Genomic DNA, 13,014 nt, shown 5'->3' with positions numbered 1-13,014 from the left:
TCCCGACGCTACCGCCGCTCGCCTGACCGACGCCGGTCGGCGTCTCGGATGGCGTGCCGGACAGCAAGGCGGATGACCCAGTAGAGGACCACGAACCCGACCGCGTAGACGACGAGGGCACCAACGGGGACGGCGAGGGAGCCGATCTGCAGGATGTCGGACACGGCACCGACGATAGGACCTTGGCGCGAACGTCGAGGCCTGCCCTGTTGACGCAGCCGCAGGTACGCTCGTGGCTCTGAACTGGGGTGGGACGGACGAGTCGACCTGTACGCCGGATTCTGTCCCGTACGCGCCGGTTGCCCGGTCGCGCAGCGGGGGCGGCCATCCATCTAGGCCTACCGTCGCCGGCAGGCTCCAGCGGCCTACCCGCAGACTCGGGCGGGCAGCCCTCGAACGCCTGCGCAGGTCGGCGTCTCGCGACACCGGCCCTCTTGGCCTTGCTCCGGGTGGGGTTTACCGAGCCATCCCGGTCACCCGGGATGCTGGTGGGCTCTTACCCCACCGTTTCACCCTTACCGGGCGTTTCACCGCCCGGCGGTCTGTTTTCTGTGGCACTGTCCCGCGGGTCGCCCCGGGTTGCCGTTAGCAACCACCCTGCCCTGTGGAGTCCGGACGTTCCTCGGCAACAGGGGACGTATCCCCCGCTGACGCGGCCGCCCGGTCGACTCGTCCGTCCGAGGATCAATCGTACGCAGCCCACGATCATTCCCGCCCGCAGGCCCGGCAGGCCACCACGACCAGCCCAGAACAGTGATCTAGAAGGATTATGGTCGATATACCGGCCAAATCCTTCTAGATCCACCGCATGACCTACGCCCGCAGCCAGGCAACAGCCAGGCGGCTCAGATCAGCAACTCCACCGGTGGCTGGCCGCGCTCGCCCGGCGGCAGGTGGCCGATGTCGTCGAAGCTCACCAGGGTCGGCGGAGCGTCGCTGCGCCACTGCACGATCGTCAAGCCGCAGTTGAACTGGTTCAGCCCGAGCCACCGCCAGTACGGCGCGTCCAGCGCATGCCGGACCGCCCAGCCGATCACGAAGTTGTGCGTCACCACCAGTTCGTGCCGGTCGACATCACCGACCTGCCCCCAGTGCTCCACGGCCGCCCGCAGTCGTGCCGCGCCCGAATCGCGCTCTGACTCCGGGACCGCGTCGAGGAAGTCGACGTACCGTTGTGGCACCGCCTGGTCGGCGCGCCCGGGAGCCGGCACCGGCGTCACGTCGGCGGCGAACCGACACTCGTGCACCGCGATCCCGGGCAGGAAAGCCGCGATCTCCTCGGCGGTCTGCGCGGCCCGCGCCGCCGGACCGTGGTGGACGGCGTCGAACGGCACAGCACGCAGACGCTGACCGAGCCGGCGCGCTTGGCGCCGGCCGAGCTCCGACAGGCCTGGGTCGGACCCGGTCTCGTCGCTGTCCTGCTCGCCGTGCCGGACCAGGTACAGCAGCGTCCGCGCCATCCGATCATCATCCCGGCCCCGTCGCCGTCAGTGGGCCCGGGCCGCAGGAGTTCGCGCACGAGTTGAAGGTCAGCGACCTTACAACGGACAGATAAGGTATCTGGCCTTCAACTCGAGCGCGGATCCGGCGGAGTGGCGGTCAGCGCGGGCAGGAGAAAGCAGGCTCGGCGGTCAGCGCGGGCAGGACGAGCAGACCCGGCGGTCAGCGCGCCGAGAGCGGGTCAGCGCAGGGCGCGGGCAAGCAGCAGGACGCCGATACCGACACCGAAAGCGACTATGCCGAAGCGCAGTACGGTCGGCGGCAGCTTGCGCACCACCCGCGCGCCGACGTAGCCGCCGACGATGGTGGCCGGGGCGACCGTCACCGCCGCGACCCAGTCGACCGGGCCGAAGATGGCGAACACGGCGACGGTGGTCACCCCGACCGCCGCCGACAGCAGGTTCTTCAGCGCGACGACGCCGTTGAGCGCCTCGTCGAGCACCAGGGCCAGGCCGGCGACCAGCATCACCCCGAGCGCGGCACCAAAATATCCGCCGTACGCGGCGCAGAAGAAGGTCATCGCCTGCAGTGACATCTGTTCGCGCCCGGCTGGCAGGTCGCGGGGTTCACCGACGAGGCGCCGCAGCTGGTTCTGGAAGCCGAGCACCGCCGCCGCGCTGATCACCAGGAACGGCACGATCAGCTCGAAGGCCCGGGGCGGGGTGATCAGCAGCAGGACGCAGCCGAGGACCGCCCCGGCGACGGCGGTCGGGACGAGGCGCCACAGTCCGCGGCGGCGCGGCAGGTCGTCGCGGCTGCCGACGGTGCTGGCCACGTAGCCGGGGCAGACCGCGATCGCGTTGGTGACGTTCGCCGACACCGGCGGCAGCCCGACGGCGATCAGCGCCGGGAAGGTGATCAGCGAGCCGCCGCCGGCCGCCGCGTTGACGGTGCCGGCCGCCAGCCCGGCCCCGACCAGCAACGCGAACGCGGGAAGATCCATCCTGCGAGGCTAACGGCGCACCGGCCGCCCGGGTCAGGCGGTGGCGATGCCGGCGAGGTCAGGGGGTGGCGATGCCGGCGAGGTGGGCGGTGTCGTTGACGGTACGCACCGCTACGCCGCCGTCCGGCCAGGTGTCGATCACCGAGATGCCGGTCGGGTCGAGGTAGAGCCGGTGCAGCAGCGCGTCCCCGGCACCGAGCGCGTCGCGCAGCATGATCTTCAGCGGGGAGACGTGCGAGACCACCACGACGGTCTTTCCCCGGTACGTGGTGAGCAGTTCCCGCACCACCCGGCGGACCCGGCCGGCGACCTGGGCGAACGACTCCCCGCCGGGCGGGGACAGCTCGGTGGAGGCGAGCCAGGCGGTCAACTCGGCCGGCCAGCGTTCCCGCACCTCGGCGAAGGTGCGGCCCTCCCATTCGCCGAAGTCGCACTCGATCAGGTCGGCCTCGGCGCGTACCGGCGGGTCGCCGACCTCGGCAGCGATCGCCCGCGCCGTGTCGACGCAGCGCGACAGCGGCGAGCAGACGATGACGTCGACCTTCGCCCGGATCACCGCGATCCGCGCAGCGGCGGCGGTGGCCTGCGCCGTGCCCTGCTCGGACAGCGGCACGTCGCCGCGCCCGGAGTAGCGGCTCTGCTTGTTCAGCCCGGTCTCGCCGTGCCGGACCAGGATGAGCCGGGTGGCGGTGGCGGTGGTCGGCGGCTCCCACGACGCGGCTGGGGCGTCGCCGACCCCGGCGACGGCGAACATCGACGGCTGGACCTCGGCGACCGGCACGGCAGGCGCACCAGGCACGGCAGGCACACCAGGAGTAGCCGAAGCGGCCGGTGCTGTCGTTGCCTTGGTGGCCTTGGCCGGTTTGCCGGCGGCCTGGTCCATCGCCTGGTTGGCCAGGGTGTCGGCGCGCTTGTTCTGCTCCCGGGGGATCCAGCTGAACCTGACCGAGTCGAACTCGCGGACCAGTGTGGCGGCCTGCGCGGCGAGCGGCCGCAGCCCCGGGTTCTTGATCTGCCACCGGCCGCACATCTGCTCGACGACCAGCTTCGAGTCCATCCGAACGTCGACTGCGGTGGCGCCGATCTCGGCGGCGACCCGCAGCCCGGCGATCAGCCCTTGGTATTCGGCGACGTTGTTGGTGGCGACGCCGAGCGCCTCGCCCCGCTCGGCGAGCACCGCGCCGGTGTCGGCGTCCAGCACCACCGCCCCGTACCCGGCGGGCCCGGGGTTGCCCCGGGCGCCCCCGTCTGCTTCGACGACGACCTTCATGGCGGCGCTCACAGGCCCGACTCGGCGGTCCGCACCATGATTCGGCGGCAGTCCTCGCAGCGGAGGACCTCGGCCGGGTCGGCCGCCTTGATCCGGCCCCGTTCGGTGGCGGACAGTTCGAGGCGGCAGCCGCCGCAGCGGCCGGCGCGCAGCAGCGCGGCGGCCAGCCCGCCGGAGTTCTCCCGGATCTTGTCGTAGAGGGCGACCAGGTCGGCCGGCAGGTCGCCAGCCAGCGGGGCGCGGGCGGAGGTCTTGAACTGTTCCTCGCTGGCGATCTCGGCGAGGGTGCGTTCCCGGGTCTGCTCGACCTCGGCACGCCGTTGCCGGGTGCTGTCGATCCGGCCAGTGACCTGGTCGAGCGCGGCCTGGGCGGTCTCCCGCTGTTCCATCAGCTCCAGCTCGGCGTCCTCCAGCTCGGTCTGCCGGCGGGTCAGTGACGCGAGTTCGTGCTGCAGCGCCTCCAACTCCCGGGCCGGGCCGGAGCCGGCGGTGAGCCGGGCCTGGTCCTTGTCCTTGCGGGCGCGGACCTGGTCGACGTCGCGTTCCAGCCGGGCGATGTCGCGGTCCAGGTCGTCGACGGCGACCTGGGCGCGGACCCGCTCGTCTTCCAACGCCGACAGTTCCCGCGCCAGGGCGTCCAGCTCAGCGTGCTCGGGCAGCGTCCGTCGCCGGTGGGCGAGTTGGGCGAGCGCGGTGTCGATCGCCTGCAGGTCGAGCAGGCGGCGCTGGGCTTGCGGGTCTGCCTTCACGGATGGGGCTCCTCATGGGTGGATGCGGCGCGCGCGGAACGGGTGGGGGTGGCGGGTGCGGAACGGGTGGGGGTGGCGCTGGTCGCCACGCGGGGGCGGCCGGCGGACGGCGTGTGCAGCGTCCACGGGTCGGTGTCGAGGTCGGAGACGGTGGCGTCGACCCCGAGTTCGCCGGTGAGGTACGCGGCGAGGTCGTCCAGCCAGGGGCGCTCGGTGGCCCAGTGGGCGGCGTCGAGCAGCGCCGGGCCGCCGCTGGCGAGCTGTTCGCTGACCGGGTGGTGGCGCAGGTCGGCGGTCAGGTAGGCGTCGACGCCGACGGCGGTCGCGGCGGCCAGGTAGGTGTCACCGGCACCGCCGCAGACCGCCACGGTGGTGACGATGCGTCCCGGGTCGCCGGCGGCCCGTACCCCCCAGGCGGTGGCCGGCAGCACCTCTGCGGCGTGCCGGGTGAGTGCGGCGAGGGTAAGCGGCTGGCGCAGCGTGCCGGCCCGGCCGGCACCCTGGCCGGCGACGGTGGCGGCCGGGCTGCCGGGTGCCGCCGGCACCAGTGGCCGCAGGTCGGTCAGGCCGAGCCGGTCGGCGAGCGCGTCGGAGACGCCGGGTCGGGCCACGTCGGCGTTGGTGTGCGCGGCGTACAGCGCGATGCCGGCCCGGATCAGGTCGTGGACGATCCGCCCCTGGTACGTGGTGGGGGCGACCGAGGAGACGCCGCGCAGCAGCAGCGGGTGGTGGGCGATGATCATGTCGGCGCCGGCGTCGACCGCCTCGGCGACGGTTTCCGGTACGCAGTCGACGACGCACCACACGTGCCGTACCGGGGCGTCCGGTTCGCCGAGGACCAGGCCGACGCGGTCCCACTGCTCGGCCCAGGCCAGCGGGTAGCGCCGCTCGACGGCGGCGGTCACGTCGGCGACCCGTACCGGTGATGCTGCAGTTGTGTCCACGGCGGCCCAGCTTACCCATCCACCCGCCGCACTCCGGACGTTCAGGCGCGGCGGCGTCCGTTCGGCCGTGGGGCGTCGCGCCCGACGGGCCCTGGGGCGTCCCGGTCAGCCGTGGGTGGTGCCGGCGGACAACTGCTCGTCGAGGGCCTCGAGGGTGAGTTGCCAGGGGATCCGGTCGATGATCTGGTCCCCCTCACCGGGCGGCCGCAACGGCAGCACGTCGTCACCGAGCAGCACCCGCACCCCCCAGCCACGCAGCCGGACGACGCTCTCCTGGAACGCCGGGTGCCCGGCGAGCGCGGTGTTGGTGAACGGCAGTGTGACGATCGGCAGGCCCTTGCCCTGTGCTTCGACGACCAGTCCGAGGGCGAGGGTGTCGGTGATCCCGGCGGCCCACTTGTTGATCGTGTTGGCGGTGGCGGGGGCGACGATCATCGCGTCGGCGGGGGGTAGCACGTCCGGGTCGCCGGGGTTCTTGTAGTCGACCCGCACCGGGTGGCCGGTCTGTGCGGCCAGCGCCGGCAGGTCGACGAACTTGCGTCCGTCCGGGGTGACCACCACGCAGACCGACCAGCCGCGTTGTCGGGCCAGCGTGACCAGCCTCCCGACGTGACGGGAGGCTGGGCTGCCGCAGGCGATCACGTAGAGAATCCGGGCACCGGCCGGGGTCACACCGTCACCTCTCCGTTGATGGGTACGTGGCTGTTGCGGGGGTGTCGGATCACACGCCGACCCCCATGTGTTCGGCGAGTTCGGCGACCGGCGCCGACGGCGTACCCCGGGTACGGCGCAGCACGTCGGACATGACGGCGTGGGCGACCGGTCGGCAGCGGATCTCCGCCGGAGCGAGCCGGTCGCCTTCCAGCAGCATCTCGGTGGCCTTTTCCAGCTCGCCGAACTGGGCGTAGCCGCGGGCGATGTCGAGCAGGTGGTGCGCCCGCCGTTCCGGCAGCAGGGCGCTGAAGCCCGGATCCTCCATGATCACCCGGTGGGTCTCGACCGCCGCCCGGCCCTCGCCGAGCTCCACGGCGGCCGCCGCCCGGTGCAGTTGCACATTGGTCGGGCCGAAGCAGGTCCAGTAGTGGTTACGGTTCTCGCCGAGCGCCCGGGCCGCGTCGGCGGCACCGTTGACCAGGTCCCGGACAGTGGCGCTGTCGCCGAGCCGGGCCGCGGCCATCGCGCCCTGCAGTAGCAGCAGGCCGTAGACGGACAGCTGCTCCGGGGTGCTGCTGCGGCTGTCCGCCGGGGCGAGTCGGTTGGCGATGTTCACGTTCACCTCAAGGGCCGCACGGGACCGGCCGAGGGCCAGTAGCGCGTTGCCGACCCGGCAGGTCGCCACCCCGGTCAGCAGCCGGTCGCCGGCCCGGTGCGACACCGCGATCGACCGGTCGGCGGCCAGCCAGGCGAGATCGTGCTCACCGAGCTTGCGCAGCGTGGCCGAGGCGATCTGGTAGAGCTGGCCGAGCAGACTTGCCGCCTGCTGCGCGTCGTCGTCGTCACCGGTGTAGTGGGCGTCGGCGGCCTGGGCGTCACGCAGCAGCCGGGGCAGTGCCCGGGCCAGCACCCCGTACTTGGCGTGCTGGAAGGTCAGCCAGGCGTGGTTGGTGGCCTTGTGCATCTCGGCGAGCTGCGGCGGGCTGTTCGTGGGTCGGAAGAACGTGCTGATCGAGTCGTAGCGTTCCAGTGCGGCCCGGATCTCCTCCACCTCCACCTGGTCAATGCAGGTGACGCTCTCCGGCCGCCGCTCCGGGTCCTTGCCGAGCAGCAGCTGCGCGTCGAGCTGCAGCACGTCGGCGATCTCGTGGATCACCGAGAACTTGTCCAGCCGGCGCACCCCCCGTTCGACCTTGTCCACCCAGCTCTTGGATTTGCCGAGCCGGTCGGCGAACACCTGCTGGGACATTTTGCGCCGGCCGCGCCAGTACGCGACCCGCCGACCGATGGGTAACTCCTCCACGCTCATGTTCCCCCTCGCGGTGCCGGGCACCACATAGCCGGTAAACGTGCTGGTCGATGCGGCATCCCCCCGGACACCGGGACCACTGACCGTGCTCATCGCACAGGCAGTGCGTTAGGTCCATCACAGATGGTCGTAGTTTTCGATGCAACTTGCAAAGGGTTGGCAGCCGAAAAGTTCCGGCGTGTCGCCGGGGCGCACCCGCCCCGGCGACGCCGGTTCCGGCTGCCCTGATCCGACCGACCGGACCCGGCGAGTGGTCCGGCCGGCACCCAGATGTCTTGGAGGAATCTCGATCATGCGGTGGACGGTCCAACCGCCTTTCGTCCGCCTGCGGCTACGCCGCGGCGCGCTGCGCTACGCCCGACACGGCTGGCCGGTGACGCCAGGGGCGTACCTGCACCAGGGGCGCTTCCGGTGCGACCGCCCCGGCTGTCCCACCACGGGCTGCCACCCGGCGTTGCAGCACTGGGAACGGGACGCCAGCGACCAGCGCGACCAGGTCGGCTCGTGGTGGCGCCAGCAGCCGCACACCGTCCTGCTCGCCACCGGACAGGCGTTCGACGTACTCGACGTACCAGCCCGGCTCGGCCTGCGGACGCTGTGCACGCTGCGGCTGCGCGGCGGGGCTGCGGCGCCCGGCCGGGGCCAGCTACGCGGGCCGGTCGCGGTCACCCCCACCGGACGGTGGATGTTCCTGGTACGCCCGGGTGACGCGCTGCGCCCGGAGCTGGCCGAATCGCTGGACGTCATCCGGCACGGGCCGGGTTCCTGGATTCCCGCCCCACCGACCGTGCTGCCGCAGGGGCCGGTCCGCTGGGCGGTCGATCCGGACGAGGTCGGCTGGCGGCTACCTGACTCGTACGCCGTACAGCGGATCATCGTCGACGCCCGGGAAACCGCCGCCGCGCCACCACGGCTGCCGCAGCCCCGCAGCGCGCCGGTCGGGCCGCTGCCGGGCGCCGTACCGCTCACCGTCCCGCTCGCTCCGGCGGCCGCGGTTTTCGTCCCCCGGCAGACGTCCACCCTGCGCCGGGCGTTGTGACCTTCCCAGCGGTCACCTGTGGGTGACTCCACCGGCCCGGGTGCTCACCCGGGTAGGCGGATCTTCCCGGCTGCCGCCGGCCCGGGACCGTCAGGTTCCGGGCCGGCGGCCGTCCTGTTTGCCGGTTGAGGCGCAAGCTGCGGAACCGGGCTGCGTGAGCGGCGGACGATTGGGTAATGCCCCGATGACCGTTCGGTACGCATCGTTCGGTACGGATTTGCGTTACCACGCCTCGCCACCACGGCACGGCCGTCGGGACGTTCGGAGGGAAGGCACGCCATGCTCAGCAGGGAGGATCAACGCCGGTTCGACCAGATCGCCCGCCATCTGCGGACGACCGATCCGGACTTCGTCGCCCGCCTGGGCGATCAGGCCGCCAACCGGCGGAACCGGGCGGCGATCATCGCCAGTGTGCTGCTCTGGGCGGTGGTGCCGCTGCTCGCCCTGTTCGGCGGCTGGATCGCCGCGTCGATCTGCACGGTGGCACTCACCGCCGCCGGTCTCCTCGCGCTGCGGGCCCGCCGCTGGTAGCCGAGTCAGTCGTCGGCCGGCGCGGGTTCGGCGAACCGTAGGTAGGCCCGGCCCAGCACGGTCGCCAGGCCTGGGCCGCCGATCGCCGGTGACGGCGCGCCGAGCTGGCGCAGCAGCAGGTCGGCGCGGGCCGGCAGGACCGGCTCGCGGTCCGGCAGCGGCACCGGAGCACGCCAGAATCCGGCGTCCGACGCGGCGACGGGTTCGGACCGGCCGGCCAGCGCGGGGCCGGCACCGACCGGGGACGTCACCGGCGGCGAACCGGAGTCGGCGGACGGTGGGGCAGCGTCGACGGACAGCGCCCCGCCGCCACCACGGGCGGACGCCCCGTCGTCACCGCCACGGGCGAGCCGCAGCTGACGCAGCAGAGTGGCCCGGTCCCGACCCCGCCAGTGCAGGATCTGGAACGGGTCGGTGTCGAACTCCTCGGCGAGCAGATAGCAGGTGGCGGCCAGATGCTTGCACGGCACCGCCGCGTCGGGACAGCTGCAACTCATCGCCAGCTCGTCAACCCCGGCCGGGAACAGGGGTGCCCCGGCGGCGGCGAACACCTGCTCCAGCTCCGGCGGCAGGTCGCCGGCGAGCAGCCGGGCGCTGTACAGCGCCTGGCCGGCCAGGGTGCCTTCGATCCGCCGCCACACCGCGTCGCCGTAGCGCCGCAGCCCGATCCGCGCCTGGTACGGCCGGGGCCGGGAACCCTGTACCTGGGCGGTCACCACGCCAGGCGCCACGGTCAGGGCGAGCACCTGCCCGGCCCGGGCGTAGGAGCGGCCCCGGGTCAGCCGGGTGCCCAACGCGAACGACTCCAGCACGTCGACGAAGCGGCGCGACCACCAGGAATGTCCGATCGCGCCCCGGGCACTGCGGGCGCGCAGACCACCGTCGACCCGCCGGGGCCGCCCGTAGTCTTCGAACCGGTTCATTCGACCACCGTCCCGGCCTCCAACGTGAACAGCTCCCGCAGCTGCGCGGTCGACAACTCGGTCAGCCACTGCTCACCGCTACCGACGACGGTCGCGGCGAGGCCACGCTTGTCCGCCACCATCGCCGCGATCTTCTCCTCCAACGTGCCGGCGCAGACGAACTTGCGGACCTGCACCGCCCGCCGCTGGCCGATCCGGAACGCCCGGTCGGTGGCCTGGTCCTCCACCGCCGGGTTCCACCACCGGTCCACATGCACCACATGGTTGGCGGCGGTCAAGGTCAGCCCGGTGCCGCCGGCCTTCAACGACAGGACGAACAGCGGCGGCCCGGGCCGCCCGTCGCCGTCGCCGTGGCCGGCCTGGAACCGGGCCACCAGGTCGTCGCGCTCGGCCTTGGCCAGACCGCCGTGCAGGAACAGCACCTCCCGACCGGTGTACGCCGACAGGTACCCGCGCAGCATCGCGCCGAACTCGGCGTACTGGGTGAACAGCAGCGCCTTCTCCCCCGCCGCCAACACCTCGTCGAGGATTCCGGTGAGCCGGGCCAGCTTGCCGGAGCGCCCGGCCAGGTGCGAACCGTCGCGCAGGAACTGCGCCGGATGGTTGCAGATCTGCTTGAGCTTGGTCATGGTGGCCAGCACCAGGCCGCGCCGCTCGACGCCGTCGCTGGACTCGATCCGACCCATCATGTCGTCGACCACGGCCTGGTAGAGCGACGCCTGTTCGGCGGTGAGGTGGCACAGCACCTCCATCTCCAGCTTCGCCGGCAGGTCGGAGATGATCGCGGTGTCGGTCTTGAGCCGGCGCAGCACGAACGGGCCGGTGATCCGGCGCAGCCGCCCGGCGGCCTCGGCGTCGCCGTGGCGTTCGACCGGTTCGGCGTACCGGCGGCGGAAACTGGCCGCGCCGCCGAGCAGGCCCGGATTCGCGAACTCCATGATCGACCACAGGTCGGCGAGACGGTTCTCCACCGGCGTACCGGTGATCGCGATCCGGTGCCGGGCGGGCAGTGACCGGACCGCGGTGGCCTGCCGGGTCGCCGCGTTCTTGATCGCCTGCGCCTCGTCGACCATGATCCGGTGCCAGCCGACCCCGGCTAGGTCGGCGGTGTCCCGGGCGGCCACCGCGTAGGTGGTGACCACCAGCCGGGCGCCGGCCACCGCAGCGGCGAATTCCGCGCCCCGTGGCCGGTCGGCGCCGTGGTGCACGTGCACCGCCAAATCGGGCACGAACCGGGCCGCTTCCCGCTGCCAGTTGCCGACCAGTGACATCGGACAGACCAGGAGGGTCGGTCCGGCGTCGGGTGCGTCGGCGGCGAGCAACGCCAGCAGCTGTACGGTCTTGCCGAGCCCCATGTCGTCGGCGAGCACCCCGCCGAGCCCCAGCGAGTCCAGGAACCGCAGCCAGGCCAGACCCCGCCGCTGGTACGGACGCAGCCGCCCCTGGAAGCCGGCCGGTTCGGCCACCGGGGCGAGCCGGCGCTCCACCTCACCGCTGAGCAGGTCACCGAGCGCCCCGGTGGCGTCGATGCCGAGCACCGGCAGCGGCAACGCGTCGTCGTCGGCGTCGAGGGCGACCCGCAGCAGGTCGGTAACGGTGAGCTCACCGCCGGAGCGCAGCAGCTTCAGTCCGGCGGCGAGCCGGGTCGGGTCGACCTCGACCCATTCGCCGCGCAGCCGCACCAGCGGGGTCTTGGTTCGGGCGAGGTCCCGCAGCTCCTGCTCGGTCAGCGGCTGGTCGCCGAGGGCGACCTCCCAGCGGTAGTCGACCAGGGCGGACGTGCCGAAGTCGCGGTTGCCGGCGACGGTGCCCGGGGCGGTACGGCTACTCGCCCGCAGCCGGGCACCGAGTCGGGCGGTGGGCCGCCGCCACCACGACGGCAGCAGGACACCGAACCCGGCGGCGTGCAGGGCCGGCGCGCCGTCGCGCAGGAACCGGTGGGCGGCGACGACGTCCAGGTCCACCCCGTCGGGGGTGGCGGTGCGCAGCGCGTCGTCGATCGCCGGCCACAGCCGGCTGGCCCGGCCGAGCTCGGCCAGCAGCGTCTCCTGCGGGTCGGCGGTGTGCCGGGTGAGCGGCTGGAGCTGCCGGCCGCCGCGCCAGATCGCAGCGGCGTCGACCAGCAGGCTCGGCTCGGCGGTGGCCTGCACCGCGAACTCCAACCGCCATCCGACGGTGCCATCACCGTCAGTGGCGTCACCGTCGGTGCCGTCATCGTCGGTGGCGGGATCGGGGTCGCGTTCGGGTTCGCGCAGCCGGAACAGGGCCCGCACCGGGCCGCCGGCCGCGTCCCGCTGCCAGTGCTCCAGCTCGGCGGCGAGCGTGTGAAGCGCAGCGACCGGGGCGGTGAAGTCCCGCCGGGGGCCGGTCAACGCGGTCAGCCAGGCGTCGCGGGCGGCCAACGGCCCGGACCGGGCCCGGCCCTCGGCCAGCCGTACGCCCTGCAGCGCGGCGCGGGCGGCGGCGTCGGTCAGCGCGTCCAGCGCCTCGGCGACAGGCCGGTGTCCGGTGCCGGGCGCCCCGGCGGCCAGCGCCGCCGCCGGGGTGGCCAACGCCAGCGACCGGGCCCACCGCTGGTCGGCACCGGTCAGCAGCGGCAGCCAGCAGGCGGTGGCCGACCCGGGTGCCGGGCCGGGCCGGACGGCGGGCAGCACCCGGCCCCGGGCGACCAGTTCGGCGGCGAACCCGGCGAGCAGCGCCAGGTGGCGCACCCCGGCGCCGATCACCAGCCCACCCGGCATTCCGTCGCCGGGTGCGGCGTCGGCTGCCGGATCGACGTCGTGCAGGGTGCAGAGCACCGGCAACGCCTCGTCCGCGTCGAACTCCAGGGTGGACACCAGCCAGTCGGCGTGGCCGCCGTCGCGGGCCAGCCCGGTGGTCGGCGCGTCGGACTGGGTACGGACCAGCTCCGGTGACTCGACCGGAGCGCCGGCGACGGTCGGCAGCCGGACCGCCGTACTGCCGGTGACCGCCTTGACCGCCACCGGCCCGAGCAGAGGGCTCAGCGCGGCGACCAGGGTCTCGTGTCCGGCGGCGAACGGGTGCGGTCGGCGGCGCGGCGGCCGCCCCGGCCGCCGGGGCGGCGCCGACGGCAACGTCGAGTCCTCGGCCCAGACGGCGAGCCGACCGGCGGGGCCGAGCAGCCCCTGCAC

At 73.3% G+C, this 13,014-nt stretch carries 12 protein-coding genes and 1 other RNA gene; 2 read left to right on the top strand and 11 right to left on the bottom strand.

Annotation, left to right across the window (positions count from 1 at the left end; genetic code table 11):
- Positions 1-8: 8 nt before the first annotated feature.
- From ACFHWT_RS01170 to ACFHWT_RS01130, 9 genes are all read right to left on the bottom strand, one after another.
- Positions 9-164 (bottom strand): hypothetical protein, encoded by a 156-nt coding sequence (locus ACFHWT_RS01170; protein ID WP_416592717.1) that lies wholly within the window; start codon positions 162-164, stop codon positions 9-11.
- Positions 165-254: 90 nt separating this feature from the next.
- Positions 255-672: RNase P RNA component class A (gene rnpB, locus ACFHWT_RS01165), an RNA gene on the bottom strand.
- A gap of 173 nt (positions 673-845) precedes the next feature.
- The gene (locus ACFHWT_RS01160) at positions 846-1,460 is read right to left on the bottom strand and encodes a histidine phosphatase family protein (RefSeq protein ID WP_416592716.1); all 615 of its coding nucleotides are present in this window, start codon (positions 1,458-1,460) and stop codon (positions 846-848) included.
- Between the two features lie 221 nt (positions 1,461-1,681).
- On the bottom strand, positions 1,682-2,443 hold the full coding sequence (locus ACFHWT_RS01155) for a sulfite exporter TauE/SafE family protein (protein ID WP_416592715.1): 762 nt from the start codon (positions 2,441-2,443) through the stop codon (positions 1,682-1,684).
- A gap of 58 nt (positions 2,444-2,501) precedes the next feature.
- The gene (locus ACFHWT_RS01150) at positions 2,502-3,713 is read right to left on the bottom strand and encodes a bifunctional RNase H/acid phosphatase (protein ID WP_416592889.1); all 1,212 of its coding nucleotides are present in this window, start codon (positions 3,711-3,713) and stop codon (positions 2,502-2,504) included.
- Positions 3,714-3,721: 8 nt separating this feature from the next.
- Positions 3,722-4,462, bottom strand: a complete 741-nt coding sequence (locus ACFHWT_RS01145) for a zinc ribbon domain-containing protein (RefSeq protein ID WP_416592714.1) — start codon at positions 4,460-4,462, stop codon at positions 3,722-3,724.
- On the bottom strand, positions 4,459-5,406 hold the full coding sequence (locus tag ACFHWT_RS01140; protein WP_416592713.1) for a Nif3-like dinuclear metal center hexameric protein: 948 nt from the start codon (positions 5,404-5,406) through the stop codon (positions 4,459-4,461). Before ACFHWT_RS01140 ends, ACFHWT_RS01145 begins: the two co-directional genes overlap by 4 nt.
- A 105-nt stretch (positions 5,407-5,511) precedes the next feature.
- A complete protein-coding gene (locus tag ACFHWT_RS01135; protein ID WP_416592712.1) occupies positions 5,512-6,078 on the bottom strand; it encodes a flavoprotein in 567 nt (188 codons plus the stop codon).
- 49 nt (positions 6,079-6,127) lie between these two features.
- Positions 6,128-7,363, bottom strand: a complete 1,236-nt coding sequence (locus ACFHWT_RS01130; protein WP_416592888.1) for a helix-turn-helix domain-containing protein — start codon at positions 7,361-7,363, stop codon at positions 6,128-6,130.
- 298 nt (positions 7,364-7,661) lie between these two features.
- Between ACFHWT_RS01130 and ACFHWT_RS01125 the strand changes: the two genes are divergently transcribed.
- Together ACFHWT_RS01125 and ACFHWT_RS01120 are read left to right on the top strand one after the other, a co-directional pair.
- The gene (locus tag ACFHWT_RS01125) at positions 7,662-8,408 is read left to right on the top strand and encodes a bifunctional DNA primase/polymerase (protein ID WP_416592711.1); all 747 of its coding nucleotides are present in this window, start codon (positions 7,662-7,664) and stop codon (positions 8,406-8,408) included.
- Positions 8,409-8,687: 279 nt separating this feature from the next.
- Positions 8,688-8,939, top strand: coding sequence for a DUF3040 domain-containing protein (locus ACFHWT_RS01120; RefSeq protein ID WP_123602825.1), 252 nt, complete (start codon positions 8,688-8,690; stop codon positions 8,937-8,939).
- A 5-nt stretch (positions 8,940-8,944) separates the two neighbouring features.
- On the opposite strand, the gene ACFHWT_RS01115 is transcribed toward ACFHWT_RS01120, so the two are convergent.
- Positions 8,945-9,862, bottom strand: coding sequence for a hypothetical protein (locus ACFHWT_RS01115; protein ID WP_416592710.1), 918 nt, complete (start codon positions 9,860-9,862; stop codon positions 8,945-8,947).
- Complete coding sequence (locus ACFHWT_RS01110) at positions 9,859-12,957, bottom strand: SNF2-related protein (protein ID WP_416592887.1); 3,099 nt, start codon at positions 12,955-12,957, stop codon at positions 9,859-9,861. Before ACFHWT_RS01110 ends, ACFHWT_RS01115 begins: the two co-directional genes overlap by 4 nt.
- Positions 12,958-13,014 lie beyond the last annotated feature (57 nt).

Source organism: Micromonospora sp. LOL_021, assembly GCF_048060215.1.
Taxonomy (GTDB): domain Bacteria; phylum Actinomycetota; class Actinomycetes; order Mycobacteriales; family Micromonosporaceae; genus Micromonospora_E.
This window is presented reverse-complemented; position numbering and strand designations above follow the sequence as displayed.